The sequence below is a fragment of the Brevundimonas sp. C43 genome (assembly GCF_030732185.1).
Taxonomy (GTDB): domain Bacteria; phylum Pseudomonadota; class Alphaproteobacteria; order Caulobacterales; family Caulobacteraceae; genus Brevundimonas; species Brevundimonas diminuta_C.
The window spans coordinates 3,190,836-3,210,669 of sequence record NZ_CP132231.1 but is presented as its reverse complement, the minus strand read 5'-3'; the positions used below and the strand labels follow the sequence as shown (position 1 = coordinate 3,210,669).

Here is a 19,834-nt window from a genome sequence, read left to right as displayed (position 1 = left end):
GGTCGCGGAGGGCGACCCGAAGGGAAGGGCTTTCGAGATGAAACTGATCGGCAAATATTCCGTCGCCAGCGCACTTCGCTGGCTGCTGGGCTTCGTCAATGTGTTCGTGATGATCGGCGCCATCGCCACCATCCTCGTCTTCCTGTTCACCCTGATCGTGCCAAGCTTAGGCGCAGGCCTGATCGACGGGCTGAAGGGCGCGAGCGCCGATCCGAGCAACACCCTGCAATGGACCGGACGCCTGACCTTCCTCGGTGCGGCGATGGCCTGCGGCTTCACCTGGTGGATCATCAACCGACTGCGGCGCATCCTGCTGTCGGTCAATCAGGGCGACGCCTTCGAGTTCGCCAACGTCAAACGACTGCAAGGCGTGGGCCTGGGCCTTATCGGCATTCAGCTGACGGCGCTGCTGCTGGTCTTCGTCGCCCCGCAGAGCATCGGCCAGTCGCCGTCCGACTATGACTTCGACCTGGGGTCCTGGCTGGGCATTCTGGTGGTGTTCATCCTGGCCGAGGTGTTCCGGCAGGGGTCGGCCATGCGCGACGAACAGCTGACCACGGTCTGAGGAGCGCGCGCCATGATCATGATCCAACTGGACCGGCTGCTGCTCGAACGCCGGATGTCCCTGACCGAACTGTCCGACCGCGTCGGCGTCACCCTGGCCAATCTGTCGATCCTGAAGACCGGCAAGGCCCGCGCGGTGCGCTTCTCGACCCTGGACGCCCTATGCCGCGAACTGGACTGCCAGCCCGGCGACCTGATCGTCCAGACGCCGGGACCGCAGCCGGAGGGCTGAGGGCTGAGGGCTGAGGGCGAAAGCGATGCGAGAACCCAGGCGGGGCGGACGAAATCCGCTCCGCCCTTCCGTTCGTAACAGAAAGTCATCAATCGATGTCATCAGTTGATGTCATCGCATGATGACAAAGATCGAAAGCGCCGCTATATGATCTTCAGCGAGCGGCCCTTTCGACCGAATCGCGACCGTTACGAAATCAGGCTCCTCCCCGATGACCACCTCCACCCTGACATCCGCCGCCGCGCGCAGCCGCACCGCCTACGCCAACATCGCCCTGTGGACGCTGCAGGGCTGGGTCGCGATGTTCTTCATCGCCGCCGGCTACGCCAAGCTGACCGAGCCGATGACCAATCTGATCAATCTGATGGGCTGGCCCGCCGTCGCGCCCGAAAACATGGTGCGCGGCCTGGGCGTGGTCGAGATCGTCCTGGCCATGGGCGTCCTGAGCCCGCTGATCTCGTGGCGGGTGGGTCGCCCCCTGCTGCTGACGGCGGCGGTCGGCCTGATCGTCATGGAAGCGACCATGATGATGATTCACGCGCTGAGCCAGGACTTCGGCCTGGCGGCGGTCAACGCCACCCTGCTGGCCATCACCGTCCCGGTGCTGCTGGGCCGCCGCAAGGCCTGACTGAAAGAGATCGAACGCCGGACCCCTCTCCCCCCTCCAGTCCGGCGTTTGCGCCCGGAGCTTCCCCCCAGGCTCCGGGCTTTTTCATGCCTGATCGTCAGCAAGAGAGAAAAGCTTACCCTTACGTGCGCGTAAGCCTCTTCCCTTTACGCGCACGTCAAGTTATGAAGGCGTATGGCCACCGCCGACGACCACCGCACCTATTCCATTCGCCAGCTGTGCCGCGAGTTCGGCGCCACGGCGCGCGCCCTTCGATTCTACGAGGACAAGGGCCTGCTGACGCCCGCGCGCAAGGGCCAGACCCGCGTCTATGACGCGCGCGACCGCGCCCGGCTGAAACTGATCCTGAGGGGCCGCCGCATCGGCTTCACCCTTCAGGAGATCCAGGACATGATGGATCTCTATGATCAGAAGGATCACAACGTCCACCAGATGGCCGTGGCCCTGGTGCGGCACCGCGCCCAGATCGCGGCGCTGAAACAGCAACTGGAAGATATCGAAGGCGCCATCGAGACGGCCGAACAGGCCTGCGCCTGGATGGAATCCAAACTGTCCGAACACCGCCCCGACCTGCTGCCGGGCGCCGAAGACTATGAGAAGCTGCTGCGCGCGCGTCTCAACCACGACCACCACCACCCCTTCAAAGCAAGAGCGTAATCCATGGCCTACAAGGCGCCTGTCCGCGACTTCACCTTCATCCTGAATGAAGTGCTGGAGATCGACCGCTACACCAACCAGCCGGGCTTCCAGGACGTCTCTTCGGATCTGGTCAGCCAGATCCTGGAAGAAGGCGCCAAGTTCGCCGACGAGGTCATCGCCCCGATCAACAATCCGGGCGACAAGGAAGGCTGCCATTGGGCCGAGGGCGGCGTGGTGACGGGACCCAAGGGCTGGAAGGAAGCCTACAAGGCCATGTCCGAAGCCGGCTGGATGGCGCTGGCCGCCGACCCGGCGTACGGCGGTCAGGGCATGCCCAGCTTGGTGGCCTCAGCCTTCGGTCAGATGACGGCCGGCGCCTCGGCCGCCTTTTCGATGTATCCGGGCCTGACGGCCGGCGCCTATGCCGGCATCCACGCCAATGCGTCCGAAGAGCTGAAGCAGAAATATCTGCCCAAGATGGCGACCGGCGAATGGTCGGGCACGATGAACCTGACCGAGCCCCAGTGCGGCACGGACTTAGGACTGGTGCGCACCAAGGCCGTGCCGAACGGCGACGGCTCCTACTCGATCACCGGCCAGAAGATCTGGATCTCGGCGGGCGAGCATGATTTCGCCGACAACATCATCCACACGGTGCTGGCCCGCGTCGAAGGCGCGGTTCCGGGCATCAAGGGCCTGTCGCTGTTCGTCGTGCCCAAGTTCCTGGTCAATGAGGACGGTTCGCTGGGCGAGCGCAACAGCCTGGAATGCGCCGGGCTCGAGCACAAGATGGGCATCCACGGCAACGCCACCGCCGTCATGCAGTACGACGGCGCCAAGGGCTGGCTGATCGGCGAAGAAGGCCGCGGCATGAACAATATGTTCGTGGTGATGAACGAGGCCCGCCTGGGCACCGGCCTGCAAGGTCTGGCCATCGGCACCGCCGCCTACCAAGCCGCCGTCGAGTTCGCCAAGGACCGCCTGCAAGGCCGTTCGCTGACCGGACCGAAGAACCCGGACGGCCCGGCGGACAGCATCATGGTCCACCCCGACGTGCGCCGCATGCTGCTGGAGTCCAAGGCCTTCGTCGAAGGCGGCCAGGCCTTTATCCTGTGGACCGCGCTTCACGCCGACCTTGAGAAGTCCGAGGACGCGGCCGTGGCCCAGAAGGCCAAGGATTACATGGGCCTGCTGACGCCGGTGCTGAAGGCCTATCTGACCGACAAGGGCTTCCACGTCGCGTCGCTGGGCATGCAGGTGCATGGCGGTTCGGGCTACACCGAACACTTCACCGCCTCGCAGTATCTGCGCGACGCCCGCATCACCATGATCTACGAGGGCACCAACGGCATCCAGGCGCTAGACCTGGTCGGCCGCAAACTGCCCGCCAACGGCGGCCGCGCGATCATGACCTGGTTCGGCGAGATCGACGCCTTCGTCGCCGAGAACAGCGGCAATGAGGCCATCAAGCCCTTCGTCGACGGCCTGGCCGACGTCAAGGCCAAGCTGCAGGACGGCACCATGTGGCTGATGCAGAACGGCATGGCCAATCCGGACAACGCCGGCGCCGCGTCGACGGACTATCTGAACGTCTTCGGCCTGACGGCCCTGGCCTATATGTGGGCGCAGATGGCCAAGGTGGCTCAAGCGCAGGTCGAGACGGGTTCGACCGACCCCTACTACGCCACCAAGCTTCAGACCGGCCGCTACTTCGTCGAGCGCATCCTGCCCGACGCGGAAGCCCATCTGAAGAAGATGAAGACCGGCGCCGACGTGCTGATGGCCATGCCGGCCGAGGCGTTCTGATCTCAGACTGATGACGAAACGGGTCGGCGATCTCGCCGGCCCGTTTTCTTACCGACCAGACGGGCAAAAGCCCGCGAACCTCAGGGACGAAACCGATGAACGTGCTGGGCAGCCCCGATCCCGATTTCATGCGTGAAGAAGAGATCACCCTCTTCTCCGACAGCGTCGGCAAATGGATCGACGAGCACGCGCCGCTCGAGAAGGTCCAGCAGTGGATCGCTGATTCCTCTGTGCCGCGCCAGCTGTGGAACGACGCAGGCGAGGCGGGCCTGCTGGGTCTGTCGCTGCCGGAAGAGGACGGCGGCTTCGGCGGCGACTATCGGCACGAGGTCGTCTTGATGCGTCAGCTGGGCTGGAAGGGCGCGGACCACTTCGGCATTTCGCTGCACAATGCGATCGTCATGCCCTACATCTGGCATTACGGCACCGAGGAGCAGAAGCAGCGCTGGCTGCCGCGCCTGCAATCGGGCGAACTGGTCGGCGCCATCGCCATGACCGAACCGGGCGCCGGCTCGGACCTGCAAGGCGTCAAGACGACGGCGGTCAAGTCGGGCAACGGCTATGTCGTGAACGGCTCCAAGACCTTCATCACCAACGGCCAGCTGGCCAACTTCCTGATCGTGGTCGCCAAGACCGATCCGGCCGAGGGCGCCAAGGGCACCTCGCTGATCGTGGTCGAGACCGATGGCGCGGAAGGGTTCGAACGCGGTCGCAACCTGCACAAGATCGGCATGGAGGCCAACGACACCTCCGAACTGTTCTTCAACGACGTGAAGGTCCCCGGCGACAACATCATCGGCGGGACCGAGGGCCAAGGCTTCGTCCAGTTGATGCAGCAACTGCCCCAGGAGCGGCTGAACATCGCCGTCCAAGGCGTCGCCGCCGCCGAGCGCGGGCTTGAGGCGACGCTGGCCTACGTCAAGGAGCGCAAGGCCTTCGGCAAACGGGTCATCGACTTCCAGAACACCCAGTTCAAGCTCGCCGAGGTCAAGACCAAGCTGACCGTCGCCAAGGTCTTCACCGACCACTGCATCGGCCTGCATTTGCAGGGCAAACTCGACGCCGCCACCGCCTCCATGGCCAAATACTGGGTCACCGACATCCAGGGCGAGACCATCGACGAGATGCTGCAGCTCCACGGCGGCTACGGCTATATGAACGAATATCCGATCGCCCAGCTGTACAAGGACGCCCGCGTCCAGCGCATATACGGCGGCACCAACGAGATCATGAAACTGCTGATCGCGCGGACGCTGTAAGGATATCGATCCGTCCCTTGTGATCCAGGGCTTTCACTTCGCTGCGGTCGGGATGACAAGCGGTTTGCGTCAGGTCATGTAGGGGCATGATCCGCCTTCACGTTACATCGCCCCTCGCCGCCGCCGCTCCCGTCGCGCCCACGCTGGACCAGTCGCGCTATCTGACCCAGGTCATGCGGTTGAAGGCCGGAGACGATCTGCTGGTGTTCAACGGGCGCGATGGGGAGTGGCGCTGCACGGTCGCGGAAGTGCTGAAGAAGGGCGTGATCCTGCGCGCCGAGGAACAGGTGCGACCCCAGACATTCGGCCCCGATCTGGAACTGATTGTTGCGGTAGTGAAGAAGGCTCGCGTCGAGACCATCGTGGAGAAGGCCGCCGAACTGGGCGCGCGCCGGGTCCGGCTGGTCCTGACCAAACGCACCAACACCGACCGCATCCGCCTGGACCGGCTGGACGCCATCGCCGAGGAAGCCGCCGAACAGACCGGGCGGATGGACGTGCCCGCCGTCGATGATCCGATCAAGCTGGACGCCCTGCTGGACGGCTGGGAGATCGAACGCCGGCTGATGTTCTGCGACGAGACGGGCGGGGCGCCCGCCGTCTCGTCCCTGCGCGACGCAGGCGAAGGCCCCTGGTCCATTCTGATCGGGCCGGAGGGCGGGTTCTCGCCGGAAGAGGGCGAGCGGCTGCGGTCCCTGCCCTTCACCACCGCCGTGTCGCTGGGCCCGCGCATCCTGCGCGCCGATACCGCCGCCATCGCCGCCATGACCCTGTGGCAGGCGGCCGTCGGTGATTGGGCGCGATAGAATACTCTGCTCGCCCCCTTGAGGAACTTGGCTTTAGCCGCCATCTAGCCGCGACAGCAGGGGTTACAGATGGCCGAGAACGCGCCGCTTTCCAGAGACGCTCTGATCGAGGCCATGTCCAAGGGGATCAAGCCCAAGGACCAGTGGCGCATCGGCGCCGAGCACGAGAAGTTCGGTTTCGACAAGACCACGCTGGCGCGCCCCGCCTATGACGGGCCGAACGGCATCAAGGCGATGCTGGAGGGGCTGCAACGCTTCGGTTGGTCGCCCGTCGAGGAAAACGGCTTCCTGATCGGACTGGAGCGCAGGAACAGCGAAGGCTTCGTCGCCTCAGTCAGCCTGGAGCCGGGCGGTCAGTTCGAACTGTCGGGCGCGCCGCTTCTGACTATCCACGACATCTGCAACGAGACCGGCCAGCATCTGATGGAGGTCAAGCAGGTGGCCGATCAGATCGGCGTCGGCTTCCTGGGCGCCGGTTTCGACCCGCTGTGGACGCGCGAACAGGTGCCGGTCATGCCCAAGGGCCGCTACGACATCATGCGCGCCTATATGCCCAAGGTCGGGACCCTGGGCCTGGACATGATGCTGCGCACCTGCACCATCCAGGCCAACCTCGACTTCGATTCAGAAGCCGACATGGTGATGAAGTTCCGCACCTCGCTGGCGCTGCAACCCATCGCCACCGCCCTGTTCGCCTGTTCGCCCTTCACCGAGGGCCGCCCCAACGGCTTCCTGTCGGCCCGGGCCAACGTCTGGACCGACACCGACGCCGACCGCACGGGCATGCTGGGCTTCGTGTTCGAGGACGGGTTCGGCTTCGAGCGCTACGCCGACTATGCGCTGGACACGCCGATGTATTTCGCCAAGCGCGACGGCCGTTATATTGACGCCTCGGGCCAGTCGTTCCGCGATTTCCAGGCCGGCAAACTGCCCGCCCTGCCCGGTCAATATCCGACCCTGAAGGATTGGAACGACCACCTGACCACCCTCTTCCCCGAGGTGCGGCTGAAGGCCTATCTGGAAATGCGCGGCGCCGACGGCGGACCGTGGAGCCGGATCTGCGCCCTGCCCGCCCTGTGGGCCGGGGTTCTGTATGACGCCCCGTCGCTGGCCGCCGCCTGGGACCTGGTCAAGGACTGGGACATCGCCGACCACGAACGCCTGCGCCGCGACGTGACCCGGCTGGGTCTGAAGGCCGAGGTGGCGGGCCGGTCGGTGCGCGACATCGCCGTCGACCTGGTGAACATCGCCAAACAGGGGCTGAAGAACCGCGCCAAATTCTCGGGCGGGATGGTGGACGAGCGCGGCTATCTGTCGGAACTGGAAGACATCGCCGACAGCGGGATCACCCCGGCCGAGCGCCTGTTGGACCTGTATCACGGCGCCTGGCAGGGCGACGTGAAACGCATCTACGCCGACTTCGCCTACTAGGGCGTGGTGTAGTCCGAGCAGTCGGGCAGCGGGCTGTCCGGCCGGTATTCGCCGGCCTTGGCGTCGAAGGTGAACCGGCGGGTGACGCTGCATTTCGGATCGCGCGCGGGGACCAGGTCGGCGGGCTTCAGCGGCGGCTTCTCCCGCGAATCCTCGGATCGAGAGGCGCCGCGCGGATAGGCCGTCGCCGTCGTCTCATAGGTCAGGACCGGCATCGCATCCGCCGCGTCGCTCGCGCTCAGGGTCGCCGCGAAACTGTATTCGTCGTGACAGGCGCCCGCGCGCTGGGTCATGTCCTCCTCGCTGAAGCAGGCGCGGATCATCAGCGAACCCTGGATCGGCACGGTCAGCACCGGCGCGGCGCCGGCCTCGCCTTCCGCATCCAGCCGATAGAGCCGCAACTCGGTCGCCTGTCCCCCGCCGCCGGAATACATGCTGCGGCTTTCCCTCTCGATCCCGGCCAGAAACCCGCCGTCCGCCAGCCGGATCAGGCCATTCCAGGGTTTGTAATCGTCCACCTCGCCCGACGCCTCTTGCGACGTGGCCGGCAGGGCGTCGGGCGCACGGATGACTGGGGTAAAGACCGGCTCACCGTCACGCGTCTGCTGCGTCAGACCGACGCACAGGGCCCCGTCGGCCGTGCAGGCGCGATCCTCGGCCAGGGTCAGGGATTCGATTCCGTCCCCTGATGGCGGGGATTGCAGCATGGCGATCGCGGCGAGGAGCAAGATCATGCGCCGACCCTAACCCAGACGGCGTACGACGCCATCGGCTCTTTTCGACCCGCTGCAAAGGCGAGCTTAACCGATGCGCCGTAACATGGGTTTGAGTTCGAGAGAGTGCGCCATGATCTGTTCGCCCGGTGCGGCCCTGGCCTTCCCCACAGCCGATGTCGATCTGGACACCTTCTTCGATGTGTCGCTGGACCTGCTGGTGGTGCGCGAGCTGGATGGGCGCGTGGTCAAGGCCAGCGCCTCCTGGTTCACGGTGCTGGGCTATCGCCCCGACGAGATCGAAGGCCAGGGCCTGCTGCGGCTGATCCACCCGGACGATCACGCCGCGACCCGCCAGAGCATCGTCGAGGTCGAAAACCGGCGGCCGGGCGATCCGGTCATCGGCCAGATCAACCGCTATCGCCATAAGGCGGGTCATTACGTCACCGTCGAATGGCGCGCCCATCGTCAGGGTGACCGCATCTATGGCATCGCGCGCGACGTGACCGAAAAGGTCGCCGCCGAACGCGCCCTGCGCGAGGCCACCGCCGCCGCCGAGGCCGCCAACCGCGCCAAGTCCGACTTCCTGGCCAATATGAGCCATGAGATCCGCACGCCCCTGAATGGCGTGATCGGCATCGTCGACGCCCTGTCGCGCACCGAACTGACGTCCGAGCAGGCCGAGATGGTGGCCCTGATCGCACGATCCGGCGTGACGTTGGAACGGCTGGTGTCCGACATTCTGGACGTGTCCAAGATCGAGGCCGGGCATCTGGACCTGGAAAGCCGACCCTTCGATCTGGACGAGGCCATCGCCGCCCCGCTGGACGTCATGCGGTTGAAGGCCGAGGCCAAGGGACTGACCTTCGACATCCGCCGCGACGCCGATGCGCGCGGAATGTTCGTCGGCGACAGCACCCGCATCCGTCAGGTGCTCGACAACCTGTTGTCCAACGCCATCAAATTCACCCACCAGGGCTCGGTCGGCGTCGCCCTAGCGGTGGACGAGGATTCCGACGGCCTGACCCAGCTGACGCTGCGGGTCGAGGATACGGGCGTCGGCTTCTCCTCCGACCACGCGGCCCGTCTGTTCGATCGGTTCAGCCAGGCGGACAGCACCATCACGCGCCGGTTCGGCGGCACGGGCCTGGGCCTGTCGATCTGTCGTTCGCTGGTCGAGTTGATGGGCGGGCGGATTTCCGCCGCCTCCACCCCGGGCGTCGGCAGCCGGTTTACCGTCGAGATCCCCCTGACGCGCGCCGCCTCCCTGACCGAACACGATGCGCAACGCCGCGCGCGTGCGGCCGAGGCCGACCGCCCCCTGGCGCCCCTGCGCGTGCTGCTGGCCGAGGATCACCCGGTCAATCAGCGCGTCGTGCAGTTGATCCTGGCGGCCCACGCCATGCAGGTCGTCACCGTCGCGGATGGCGAACAGGCCCTGGCCGCCTTCCAGTCCGAGACCTTCGACCTGATCCTGATGGATATGCAGATGCCGGGCATGGACGGCCTGACCGCCACCCGCGCCATTCGCCAGATCGAGGCCGCCCGTCTCGCTCAGGGCCGCACGCCGATCATCATGCTCAGCGCCAACGCCATGAGCGAGCACCGCGACCAGGCGCGCGACGCCGGCGCCGACCTGCACGTCCCCAAGCCCATCACCGCCGCAAGCCTGCTGGCCGGCATCCAGACGGCGACCGCGCCCTGATCCGACGTTGACAAAGTTTGCCATGCGCCCATTCTCGTTGAGAGGAGGCCGACCATGGCGACGATGAACATCTCCCTGCCCGATCCGATGAAGGCCTGGGTCGAGGAACAGGCGAAATCCGGGCGCTACGCCAACACGTCGGACGTGGTGCGCGACCTGATCCGCCGCGAGCAGGTCAAGGCCGAGAAGATCGCCCATTGGCAAAGGCTGATCGCCGAGGCCGACGCCTCTGGCGTTTCAGACCAGTCGCCACGTGAAGTGATCGAGGAACTGCGCGCCCAGTTGCGTCGCCCCTCCTGATGCTCCGCCTAAGCGGCGCAGCGAGGGTGGACTTGCAACAGGTCTATCTGCAAGGACTCGAGCTGTTCGGGAGCCGTCAGGCCGATGACTATATCGAGGGTCTGTTCGCGAAGCTGGACTTGCTCGCGGATTTTCCACGTCTTGGGGCAGTTCGACCGGAGTTGAGCGCGGACGCCCATGTGATCTTCTACAAAAGCCACGCCATTCTCTATCGAATCGACGATGCGGACGTGTTCGTTCGACGCATTCGGCACGCGCTTGAGGACTGGCAGTCCGACGCGCCAGGCGTCGGATCGAGCAACGAACGGAGCGAACCATGACCCATTCCATCCATGTCGGCATCGGCGGCTGGACGTTCGAGCCTTGGCGCGGGGTCTTTTATCCAGAGGGCCTGGTTCAGAAGCGCGAGTTGGAATATGCGGCGTCGAAACTGACCTCGATCGAGATCAACGGCACCTATTATTCGACCTTCAAGCCCGACAGCTGGAAGAAGTGGCGCGACGAGACGCCGGACGGTTTCGTCTTTTCGGTCAAGGCCAGCCGCTACTGCACCAATCGCAAGGTGCTGTCGGACGGCGCCGAGAGCTTCGACAAATTCCTGAGCCAGGGCCTTACCGAACTGGGCGACAAACTGGGGCCGATCAACTGGCAGTTCATGGGTACGAAAAAGTTTGATCCCGAGGACTTCGAGGGCTTCCTGAAGCTGTTGCCCAAGGAGAAGGACGGGGTGCGGCTGCGGCACGCGCTGGAGGTTCGCAACCCGACCTTCGCGACCGAACAGTTCTACGATCTTGCGCGGAAATACGGCGCGGCCATCGTCTATGCCGTCGATGACGAGGAGCCGACCTGGCCCCAGATCGACGAGGCGACCGCCGATTTCAGCTACGCGCGGCTGATGTCCAGCCGCGAGGACGAGCCGACCGGCATGACGGCGGCAGAGGTGGAGGCGGTGGCGGATCAGGCGAAAGCCTGGGCCAAGCGCGGCGAGGTCTTCGCCTATTTCATCTCGGGCGCGAAGGTGCGGAACCCTGCGGCGGCTCAGGCGCTGATCGCCAAGCTGAAATAGCGGTCCGTACGCTTGCGGACCCGCGGCCGCCCTCTCATCTGAGGCCGGCTCACTGCAAAGCCTGAAGGACTTTCCCATGCCGATCGCCACACGCGCCTTCGCCGCGACCGCCGCCGACAAGCCGCTGACGCCCTACAGCTTCGAGCGCCGTGATCCGGGCCCGGACGATGTGCTGATCGACATCAAATACTGCGGCGTCTGCCACTCCGACCTGCACGCCGCGCGCGGGGAGACGGGCGGCACCGCCTTCCCCCTGGTGCCGGGTCACGAGATCGCGGGCGTGGTCAAGGCGGTGGGGTCCAACGTCACCCGCTTCAAGGAAGGCGACCGCGTCGGCGTCGGCTGCATGGTCGACAGCTGCCGCGAATGCGCCTCCTGCCAGGAAGGCGTCGAACAATATTGCATCCCCGGCTTCACCGGCACCTATGGCGGCAAGGACAAGAAGGGCGGCACCTCGGAAGCCATCACCCAGGGAGGTTATTCCGACCACATCACCGTCGATCAGCATTTCGTCCTGTCCATTCCCGACAGTCTGGCGCTCGACGTCGCCGCCCCCCTGCTGTGCGCCGGCATCACCACCTATTCCCCGCTCAAGGAATGGGGCGTTGGACCCGGCTCCAAAGTCGCGGTCATCGGCCTGGGCGGCCTGGGCCATATGGCGGTCAAGCTGGCGGCGGCGATGGGGGCAGAAGTCACCGTCCTGTCCACCTCGGACCGCAAGAAGGCCGACGCCGAGCGGATGGGCGCCAAACATTTCCTGATCAACTCCGACAAGGATGCGATGAAGGCGGCCGCCGAGAAGTTCGACCTGATCATCAACACCGTCTCGGCCACGCACGAGATCGCCAGCCATATCCAGTTGCTGGCCCGCGATGGCACCATGATCATGCTGGGCCTGACGACCGAGGGCCTGCCGGTCTTCGCCCTGCCCCTGCTGTGGCGTCGTCGCCGCATCGCCGGCTCGCTGATCGGCGGCATCAGGGAGACGCAGGAGATGCTGGACTTCTGCGCCGAGCACGGCATCGCCTGTGACATCGAGACCATCGCTCCGGATCAGATCAACGACGCCTATGAGCGGATGCTGAAATCCGACGTCCGCTATCGCTTCGTCATCGACATGGAAAAGCTGGCCGCCTGATCGCGTGAGGCGAAGATCAACGAAACGCGACGGAGGCATGAAACTTCCGTCGCGTCAGATTCTCGCCTTGCGCGCTCGCGCTCGCGCGTTAATCCTGAACCGCGACAAGGCCTTCTGAAGGGTCTGCACAGGGACAGGAGACGATATGGCGCGCGTAGCTTTCGTGACGGGCGGGACCCGGGGCATCGGCAAGGCGATCGTTCAGCGCCTGCATGAGGACGGCTTCAAGGTCGCCGCCGGCTATTCCGGCAACGACCAGGCGGCGAAGGCCATCGCCGATGCGCTGGACGTCATGGTGGTGAAGGGCAACGTCGGCAGCTTCGACGACTGCGCCCGCGCGGCGAAGGAGGTCGAGGAACAGCTCGGCCCCATCGACATCCTGGTCAACAACGCCGGCATCACCCGCGACGGCTTCTTCCACAAGATGAGCCACGACCAGTGGTCCGACGTGATCCGCGTCAATATGGACAGCGTGTTCAACATGACGCGCCAGGTCATCAACGGCATGCGCGACCGGGGCCACGGACGCATCGTCAACATCTCCTCGATCAACGGCCAGAAGGGTCAGATCGGCCAGACCAACTATTCCGCCGCCAAGGCCGGGATGATCGGCTTCACCAAGGCGCTGGCGCTGGAGAATGCGCGCAAGGGCGTGACCGTGAACTGCATCGCGCCCGGCTATATCGACACCGAAATGGTCGGCGCCATGGACCCCAAGGTGCTGGAAGGCATCATCAGCCACATCCCCGTCGGTCGCCTGGGCAAGGGCGAGGAGATCGCCGACATGGTGTCCTGGCTGGTGGGCGAGCGTGCCGGATATGTCACAGGCTGCACACTGTCGCTGAACGGCGGTCAGTACCTGGTGGGTTGAGGCGGGCTTCGCCCAAAATCCGCCGCGCGCGGGTTTCATCAAGTCTGTCATGAAGTTGTTGGGATCGGTCAGGGCGAAAAAGTCGCCACGCGTGACCGCGATGGCGGTCGCCGCCATCGCGGTCATCGGCGTGGGCGTCGTCGCGCCCGTGGTCGTCCCGACCGAAAGCCAGGCCCAGTCCCGCCGGACCGTGCCGCCGACCGCCCGCTACGTTAGCAGCAATGGTCAGGGGTTCATCCTGGACACCTCCGGGTCGCGGCCTCTGATGCGGCTGGAACGCTCGACCGAGGTCTGGGTCTTGCGGCCGACGCCCGCGCCGCGCGGCGACATCATCTATCGCAACGACAATGGCGATCAGGTGCTGCGCGTCACGCCCGACGGCGCGATCACCCTTTACACGACCACCGCGCCCCAAGGCTCGCCCGCCTCTCGGGTGGGCGAGGCGCAGGGCCTGGCCAGCGCGGCCATGACCGGAGCGCAGCTGGTCGACTATTTCATGCGTCAGAGCTACCGCGCCAGCCAGGCGATGGGCCGCCTGATCGTCATCGACGTGGACATCCAGCCCGGCTCGGAACAGGTCGCCGCCGACACCGTCTCGGCCGCCAGCGACGCCATCGTGCGCATGGCGCGGTCCTCCAATCTGCGCGCCCAGGTCGAGCGGGTGCGCCGCGTCGTCGTGTCTGATCAGGGGCGTCCCGGCGTCAGCCTGGTCCAAGGCACGCTGCGGATCGTCATCGACGCCGACGCCGGCATCGCCGGCCGCCCGTCGTCGGCCCGGATCGTGCGGGTCGTAGGCGGAGACGCCCTGAATCGCTAAGGGCTAAAAGGCGTCCTTCGCCGCCCGGCGCGCCGCGAACTCGTCCGCATCTGCTGCGGTCAGGAACGGATTGAACCGCTTCTCCGTCCCAAGCGTCGTCGGCACGGTCGGTTCGCCCCGCTCGCGCGCTGCGAAGATCGCCTCGGCATGGGCGGCGGTCTCGGGCCGGTCGTCCAAGCTCAGGGTGAAGCGGGCGTTCGAGGCCGTATACTCATGCGCGCACCAGATCACCGTCTGATCGGGCCAGGCCTTCAGCCTCTGCAGGCTCTCGAACATCTGCTCGGGCGTGCCCTCGAACAACCGGCCGCAGCCCAAGGCGAACAGGGTGTCACCGGTAAAGGCCAGGCCGTCCGCCGGCGCATGGAACACCACATGGCCGAGGGTGTGACCCGGCGTTTCGGTGACCTCGAACCGCGTCTCGCCCACCATCACCACATCGCCGTCGGCGACCACGCGATCCAAGGGCGCGACCTTGCGCACCTCTTCCGGCCCGACGATCTCGCAAGCCCACTCGGCTTTCAGCCGCGCGTTGCCCTCGGTGTGATCGGGGTGCCAGTGGGTGTTCAGGATCAGATCCAGCCGCCCCCAGCCCAGGCTTTCGAGCTCTTCCAGTATGCGCGCCGCATCGGGCGTATCGACCGCCGCGACCGCGCCGGTCGCCGCATCGCGGATCAGGAAGCCGTAGTTGTCGCTGCGGCAGGGAAACAGATGCACATCCAGGGTCATGCGCCCATCCTAGCAGCAGGGCTGCCGACAGGCCTATAGTGGGCCCATGCGGCGCAGCATCGACGAGCTTCGAACCTTCTACGGCGAGCCGACCGGCGCGCTGGCGCGACGGCTGGTGGCGCGACGGCTGGACGACGCCTGGGGCGAGGCGACCGATTGCGACGTGCTGGGCGTCGGCTACGCCACCCCCTGGCTGGACGCCTTCGTCGGCGCGCGGCGCGTCGTCGCGGCCATGCCGGGCGGGCAAGGCGTCGAACACTGGCCGACCGTCGGGCGCAACCGCACCCTGCTGGTTGACGACCGCCGCCTGCCCTTCCCCGCCGGATCGTTCGACCGCATCCTGCTGGTCCACGCCCTGGAAGAGGCCGACGACCCCGCGGCTCTGCTGCTTGAGGCGGTGCGCGCGCTTTCGCCCACCGGACGGATCATCCTGGCGGCGGCGGCGCGCGGCGGCCTGTGGGCGCGGGCGGACAACACCCCCTTTGGTCACGGCCGCCCCTTCACGCGGCGCCAGCTGGAGCGGTTGGTGCGTGATGTCGGGCTGGAGCCGATGGCCTGGTCCCAGACGCTTTATGTCCCGCCTTGGGGACCCATGCTGCCGCTGACCGAAGGGTTCGAACAGGTCGGTCGCCGGGTCTTTCCCGGAACCGCCGGGCTGATCCTGCTGGAAGCCTCGCGCCACAGCTATGCCCGCATCCGACCCAGCGGCCATGCCCAGCGTGTCGCCGCCCCCGTTCTGGCGCCCCAACCCGCCGCCTCCGTCTCTTCGCGGGGCGAACATTGCGACTGACGGCGAGTTGACCGTTGCCCCATCTGGCGGGCCGGGCGAAACCGCCTTATGGCGAAGGCCATGCACCGACTGATCCTGATGCGGCACGCCCAGGCCGAAGCCTCCGCCCCCTCCGGCGGCGACGAAGCCCGTCCCCTGTCCGCCGCCGGCCGCGCCGAGGCCCTGCTGATGGGGCGCGCCCTGGCCGAGCGGGGCCTGAAGCCGGACCTGGCCCTGGTGTCCACCGCCGTGCGCACCCGCCAGACCTGGGAGCAGATGCACGACGCCTTCGGCGATGTCGAAGTCCGCGACGACGACGCCCTCTACAACGCCCCCTCCGACGTGATCCGCCGCTTCGTCGAGGCCAGCGAGGACGAGGCCGGTTGCCTGCTGATCCTGGCCCACAATCCGGGCGTCCACGTGCTGGCGGCCGAATATCTGATCGAAAGCGCCGCCTCGCCGGCCGTCGTGGACAAGCTGTCGGCCGGCTTCCCGACCGGCGCGGCGGCCCTGTTCAGCGTCGATGTCGCGGGGCGCTGCACCTACGAAGGCTTCCTGACGCCGCGCTCGCTGGGCGCGCCATCCGCATGACCGACATCGCCTACAAGATCGTCGACGCCGCCGAATGGCGCGCCGCCGTCGCCCAGGGCCGATACGACGGCGCGCCGGTCGATCTGGCCGACGGCTACATCCATATGTCGACCGAGGCGCAGTTGGCCGAGACCGCGCGACGGCATTTCGCCGGGCGCGGCGACCTGCTGTTGCTGACCGTCGATCTCGGCCGTTTCGGCGACGACCTGATCTGGGAACCGTCGCGCGGCGGCGATTTGTTCCCGCATCTCTACGCCCCCCTGCCCGTCGCCGCCGTCACGGCCTCGCGCGCCTTCTCGGTCACGGCCGACGGCGAGATGGCGTTCGAGGAAGACGCATGAGCCTGACCGATCTCGGCGCCGTCCTGCTGCGTCGGCTGGACCCGGAGCAGGCGCACCAGCTGGCGATCAAGGGGCTGGCTCTCGCCCCCCTGCCCATCCCGCCCGCCGACGATCCGATCCTGAGAACACAACTGGCGGGACTGGATCTGCCCAATCCGGTCGGTCTGGCGGCGGGTCTGGACAAGAACGGCGAAGCCCTGCGCGGCCTGTCGCGCCTCGGCTTCGGCTTCGTCGAATGCGGCTCGGTCACGCCTCGGCCCCAGCCCGGCAATCCCAAGCCCCGCCTGTTCCGCCTCAGCGAGGACCGGGCCATCATCAACCGGATGGGGTTCAACAACGCCGGGCTCGACGCCTTCGCCGAGCGGCTGGACCAGCGCCCGACGGGCGTCGTCGTCGGCGCAAATCTGGGGGCGAACAAGGACACCGAGGATAAGGCGGCCGACTACGTCGCCGGCCTGCAACGCCTCGCCGGCCGCGCTTCCTATTTCACCGTCAACATCTCCTCGCCCAATACGCCGGGCCTGCGCGCCCTTCAGGGCCGCGAGCAGTTGGACGATCTGTTGGGCCGCATCGACGCCGCCCGTCCCGTCGCAGCGCCTGACCGCGTACCCGTCTTCCTGAAGATCGCGCCCGACCTGATCGCCGACGAGATCGGCATGATCGTCGAGGCGTCTCTGGCCCACCGGATCGACGGTCTGATCGTGTCCAACACCACGCTGGAACGTCCCGAGACCCTGCGCTCGCCCGACGCCCACGAGACCGGCGGCCTGTCCGGCGCGCCCATCCGTTCGTTCGCGGAAAAGGCCCTGCGCGCGGCAGCCGAGGCGGCGAACGGCCGCTTGCCCCTGATCGCCGTCGGCGGCATCGACAGCGGGGCCGAGGCCTATGCCCGCATCCGCCTGGGGGCTTCGGCGGTCCAGATCTATTCCGCCCTGATCTATGAAGGCCCCGGCCTGGTCGCCCGCATCAAGCGCGACTTGGCCGCCCGCCTGCGCGCCGACGGCTTTTGCACAGCGGCCGAGGCGGTCGGCGCGCCCCGTTGACGGAGCGTTAGTGTCGATAGGCCTAGGGTGACCGATGCGAGCGATCTGCGTTCGTCATTCGAGGGCCTGAATGAAATCGACCGCCGTCGATATCGCTGAAAGCAGCTGGACCGCCGCCGTTCGCCAGCGCTCGGGCGCGGCGGTGCAACGGGTCGTGGCGGCGGCGGCTGTCGCCCTGGTTGTGACCCCGATGGTCGGGGTGCGGTTCACCTTCGGCTGGGTCGTGCTGTATCTGGCGGTCCAGGCCATGGAGATGGTCGTGTATCGACCGATCCTGAAGGCGCCCGGAGAGCTTTCCAGCGGCCGAAAGCTGGCCGTCCTGACCGTCGTTGCGGTCAGTTCCTCCGTCTTCGCCGCCCTATCGCTGGTGATGTGGAAGATCGGCGGCGCAATTGGCGGCGTCAGCGCAGCCCTGATGCTGAGCGCCTGCATGTTGACGGCGATGCTGAATGCAAACCGCTGTCAGGCCGTGATGATCGCCGGCCTTGCCCCTCAGACCGGCTTCCTGCTGGCTACGCCGGTCTTCGTTTACGCCCTCGACGCCCCCGGCCCGCTGGTCATGTCGGCGGCCGCTGCAGTCGTGCTGTTCACCTTCTATGTCGCCATCACCGGCCAGCGCATGGTCGAGGCCAGCGCCAACGTCGTGCGCGCCCATGCCTCGGCCGAGGCATCACGCCTCAACGCCGAGCGCAGTCTGGCCGACCACACCACCTTCCTGGCCGCCATCGGACACGACCTGCGCACCCCGATCGGCGCGATCCTGGCCGGCGCCGCCGAGCTGCGCGCGCCCGACGCCCAGTCGCGCAACAGCGCCAATCTGATCACCGACGCCGGCCTGATGATGAAGGCCCTGCTGGACGACCTGCTGGACCACACCCGGATCGGCGCCGGACGGATGACGGTCGAGGCCAAGGATTTCGACCTGCGGCAAATGCTGGCCCAGACCCTGATGCTGTGGCGCGGCGTCGCCGACGCCAAGGGGCTGAAGCTGCGCATCGAAGGCGCCTCGGCCATGCCCCGCCACGTCAAGGGCGACGTCATGCGCATCCGTCAGGTGCTGAACAACCTGATGTCCAACGCCATGAAGTTCACCGAGCAGGGCCAGATCACCCTGCGGGTCCAGGCCTGGCCCGAGGAACCGTCGGGATACGCCCTGCTGTTCGAGATCGTGGACACGGGTCCGGGCATGACGAGCGATCAACTGGCCCGCCTGTTCACCCCGTTCGACCAGACCGCCGACGGCGTCTCCGCCCGCTACGGCGGCTCGGGCCTGGGGCTGGCGATCAGCCGCAATCTGATCGACCTGATGGGGGGCCGACTGACCGTGCGCAGCGCGCCGGGTCAGGGTTCGCGCTTCACTGTCTCCCTGATCCTGCCGCGTGGCGACGAGGCGACGCAGATCGTCGAGGTCGTCGATGAAAGCCGCCTGGACATCGCCCGCTCGCTGACGCCCTCGGTCGCGCCCACGCCCCAGCCCGCGTCCGTCGCCCTTTCCCCCGCCGCTGAGCCCGAGCCGGTCGCTGCGACGCCTGCGGTCGCCGAAGAGGCCGAAGATCAGCCGCTGCGCCTGCTGGTCGTGGACGATCACGACATCAACCGCCGCGCCGTGCAGCTGATCCTTCAGCCGTTGGGCTGCGAGATCACCACCGCCGCCGACGGCATGATCGCGCTGGAACGCTGTCAGGAGGCGGTGTTCGACGTGATCTTCATGGATGTCCGGATGCCCGAGCTGGACGGGCGCGAGACGACGCGTCGCCTGCGCGCCGGCGGCGGACCGAACGCCGCCACCCCGGTCGTCGCCGTCACCGCCGACACCGCGCCCGAGGACGTCGCGGCCTGTCAGGCGGCCGGCATGGCCTATTTCGTCTCCAAGCCCCTGACGCCGCCCGCCCTGATCGGCGCCTTGCAGCACGTCCTGAACGACACCGCAGCTCAGGCCGCGACCGAGGCCGCCTGACCCCGGACGCCCGCGACCAGACGCGCGGCGAAGTCGGGCTGTTTCATCTCGCATTCCCAGACCACGACCACGCGCCAGCCTGACCCCGCCAGCACCGTCACGGCGGCGGTGTCGCGCGCGCGGTTGCGGTCAATCTTGGCGATCCAGTAATCGGCGTTGGTCTTGGGCTGGCGTGATCCACGGGCGCAATCATGGCCGTGCCAGAAGCAGCCGTGGACGAACAGGGCGACCTTGCGGCCCTTCATCACCACATCCGGGCGGCCCGGCAGACCCATGCCGCCCAGTCGATATCCGATCCCGGCCGCACGCAGGATCCTGCGCACGGCCAGTTCCGGCGACGTGTCCCGCCCCTTCACGCGACGCATCACGGCGCTGCGCTTCTCCGGAGTGAACACATCCGAGTTCACGATCAATCCACGCTCGAGTAGCGAA

Annotated in this window: 23 protein-coding genes; 20 read left to right on the top strand and 3 right to left on the bottom strand. The window is 66.8% G+C overall.

Features of this window, described 5'->3' with window-relative positions; translation table 11 throughout:
* Positions 1-37: 37 nt before the first annotated feature.
* From Q9R14_RS16130 to Q9R14_RS16095, 8 genes are all read left to right on the top strand, one after another.
* The gene (locus tag Q9R14_RS16130; RefSeq protein WP_306003044.1) at positions 38-565 is read left to right on the top strand and encodes a DUF2975 domain-containing protein; all 528 of its coding nucleotides are present in this window, start codon (positions 38-40) and stop codon (positions 563-565) included.
* Between the two features lie 12 nt (positions 566-577).
* Positions 578-796, top strand: coding sequence for a helix-turn-helix transcriptional regulator (locus Q9R14_RS16125; RefSeq protein ID WP_184279353.1), 219 nt, complete (start codon positions 578-580; stop codon positions 794-796).
* Positions 797-1,007: 211 nt separating this feature from the next.
* Positions 1,008-1,424, top strand: coding sequence for a DoxX family protein (locus Q9R14_RS16120; RefSeq protein WP_306003043.1), 417 nt, complete (start codon positions 1,008-1,010; stop codon positions 1,422-1,424).
* Between the two features lie 174 nt (positions 1,425-1,598).
* On the top strand, positions 1,599-2,081 hold the full coding sequence (locus Q9R14_RS16115; RefSeq protein ID WP_039244783.1) for a MerR family DNA-binding transcriptional regulator: 483 nt from the start codon (positions 1,599-1,601) through the stop codon (positions 2,079-2,081).
* 3 nt (positions 2,082-2,084) lie between these two features.
* Positions 2,085-3,869 carry an acyl-CoA dehydrogenase C-terminal domain-containing protein gene (locus tag Q9R14_RS16110; protein ID WP_306003042.1) on the top strand — a complete coding sequence of 595 codons (1,785 nt, stop codon included), beginning with the start codon at positions 2,085-2,087 and terminating at the stop codon, positions 3,867-3,869.
* A 95-nt stretch (positions 3,870-3,964) separates the two neighbouring features.
* Positions 3,965-5,128 (top strand): acyl-CoA dehydrogenase family protein, encoded by a 1,164-nt coding sequence (locus Q9R14_RS16105; protein WP_055806174.1) that lies wholly within the window; start codon positions 3,965-3,967, stop codon positions 5,126-5,128.
* Positions 5,129-5,214: 86 nt separating this feature from the next.
* Positions 5,215-5,934: a 16S rRNA (uracil(1498)-N(3))-methyltransferase gene (locus Q9R14_RS16100; RefSeq protein WP_306003041.1), complete on the top strand. Its 720-nt coding sequence runs from the start codon at positions 5,215-5,217 to the stop codon at positions 5,932-5,934.
* 69 nt (positions 5,935-6,003) lie between these two features.
* Positions 6,004-7,365, top strand: a complete 1,362-nt coding sequence (locus Q9R14_RS16095) for a glutamate--cysteine ligase (protein WP_306003040.1) — start codon at positions 6,004-6,006, stop codon at positions 7,363-7,365.
* Here the strand turns inward: Q9R14_RS16095 and Q9R14_RS16090 are convergent.
* Complete coding sequence (locus Q9R14_RS16090) at positions 7,362-8,099, bottom strand: hypothetical protein (RefSeq protein WP_306003039.1); 738 nt, start codon at positions 8,097-8,099, stop codon at positions 7,362-7,364. The two genes, Q9R14_RS16095 and Q9R14_RS16090, sit on opposite strands and share 4 nt — an antisense overlap.
* Positions 8,100-8,211: 112 nt before the next feature.
* Here Q9R14_RS16090 and Q9R14_RS16085 point away from each other — a divergent pair, with 112 nt between their 5' ends.
* From Q9R14_RS16085 to Q9R14_RS16055, 7 genes are all read left to right on the top strand, one after another.
* Positions 8,212-9,783: an ATP-binding protein gene (locus tag Q9R14_RS16085; protein ID WP_306003038.1), complete on the top strand. Its 1,572-nt coding sequence runs from the start codon at positions 8,212-8,214 to the stop codon at positions 9,781-9,783.
* Between the two features lie 54 nt (positions 9,784-9,837).
* Positions 9,838-10,083, top strand: coding sequence for a type II toxin-antitoxin system ParD family antitoxin (locus Q9R14_RS16080; protein ID WP_306003037.1), 246 nt, complete (start codon positions 9,838-9,840; stop codon positions 10,081-10,083).
* A complete protein-coding gene (locus Q9R14_RS16075; RefSeq protein ID WP_371929736.1) occupies positions 10,083-10,403 on the top strand; it encodes a type II toxin-antitoxin system RelE/ParE family toxin in 321 nt (106 codons plus the stop codon). The genes Q9R14_RS16080 and Q9R14_RS16075 overlap by 1 nt, the downstream gene beginning before the upstream one ends.
* On the top strand, positions 10,400-11,149 hold the full coding sequence (locus Q9R14_RS16070) for a DUF72 domain-containing protein (protein ID WP_306003035.1): 750 nt from the start codon (positions 10,400-10,402) through the stop codon (positions 11,147-11,149). Before Q9R14_RS16075 ends, Q9R14_RS16070 begins: the two co-directional genes overlap by 4 nt.
* A gap of 76 nt (positions 11,150-11,225) precedes the next feature.
* The gene (locus Q9R14_RS16065; protein WP_066549790.1) at positions 11,226-12,287 is read left to right on the top strand and encodes an NAD(P)-dependent alcohol dehydrogenase; all 1,062 of its coding nucleotides are present in this window, start codon (positions 11,226-11,228) and stop codon (positions 12,285-12,287) included.
* Between the two features lie 145 nt (positions 12,288-12,432).
* The gene (phbB, locus tag Q9R14_RS16060) at positions 12,433-13,158 is read left to right on the top strand and encodes an acetoacetyl-CoA reductase (protein WP_306003034.1); all 726 of its coding nucleotides are present in this window, start codon (positions 12,433-12,435) and stop codon (positions 13,156-13,158) included.
* 100 nt (positions 13,159-13,258) lie between these two features.
* Positions 13,259-13,975, top strand: a complete 717-nt coding sequence (locus Q9R14_RS16055) for a DUF4908 domain-containing protein (protein ID WP_306004167.1) — start codon at positions 13,259-13,261, stop codon at positions 13,973-13,975.
* Positions 13,976-13,978: 3 nt separating this feature from the next.
* Here the strand turns inward: Q9R14_RS16055 and gloB are convergent, their stop codons facing one another.
* Entirely contained in the window at positions 13,979-14,701 is a 723-nt protein-coding gene (gloB, locus tag Q9R14_RS16050) for a hydroxyacylglutathione hydrolase (RefSeq protein WP_306003033.1), read from the bottom strand.
* Positions 14,702-14,747: 46 nt separating this feature from the next.
* On the opposite strand from gloB, the gene Q9R14_RS16045 reads away from it, so the two are divergent.
* The 5 genes from Q9R14_RS16045 to Q9R14_RS16025 all read left to right on the top strand — a co-directional run bounded on the left by Q9R14_RS16045 (position 14,748) and on the right by Q9R14_RS16025 (position 19,402).
* The gene (locus Q9R14_RS16045) at positions 14,748-15,491 is read left to right on the top strand and encodes a methyltransferase domain-containing protein (RefSeq protein ID WP_306003032.1); all 744 of its coding nucleotides are present in this window, start codon (positions 14,748-14,750) and stop codon (positions 15,489-15,491) included.
* A gap of 60 nt (positions 15,492-15,551) precedes the next feature.
* A complete protein-coding gene (locus Q9R14_RS16040; protein WP_306003031.1) occupies positions 15,552-16,061 on the top strand; it encodes a histidine phosphatase family protein in 510 nt (169 codons plus the stop codon).
* Positions 16,058-16,402 (top strand): DUF952 domain-containing protein, encoded by a 345-nt coding sequence (locus tag Q9R14_RS16035; protein ID WP_306003030.1) that lies wholly within the window; start codon positions 16,058-16,060, stop codon positions 16,400-16,402. Before Q9R14_RS16040 ends, Q9R14_RS16035 begins: the two co-directional genes overlap by 4 nt.
* Entirely contained in the window at positions 16,399-17,445 is a 1,047-nt protein-coding gene (locus Q9R14_RS16030; RefSeq protein WP_306003029.1) for a quinone-dependent dihydroorotate dehydrogenase, read from the top strand. The genes Q9R14_RS16035 and Q9R14_RS16030 overlap by 4 nt, the downstream gene beginning before the upstream one ends.
* 70 nt (positions 17,446-17,515) lie before the next feature.
* Positions 17,516-19,402 carry an ATP-binding protein gene (locus tag Q9R14_RS16025; protein WP_306003028.1) on the top strand — a complete coding sequence of 629 codons (1,887 nt, stop codon included), beginning with the start codon at positions 17,516-17,518 and terminating at the stop codon, positions 19,400-19,402.
* On the opposite strand, the gene Q9R14_RS16020 is transcribed toward Q9R14_RS16025, so the two are convergent.
* On the bottom strand, positions 19,378-19,809 hold the full coding sequence (locus Q9R14_RS16020) for a very short patch repair endonuclease (protein ID WP_306004166.1): 432 nt from the start codon (positions 19,807-19,809) through the stop codon (positions 19,378-19,380). The genes Q9R14_RS16025 and Q9R14_RS16020 overlap by 25 nt on opposite strands.
* Between the last annotated feature and the right edge of the window lie 25 nt (positions 19,810-19,834).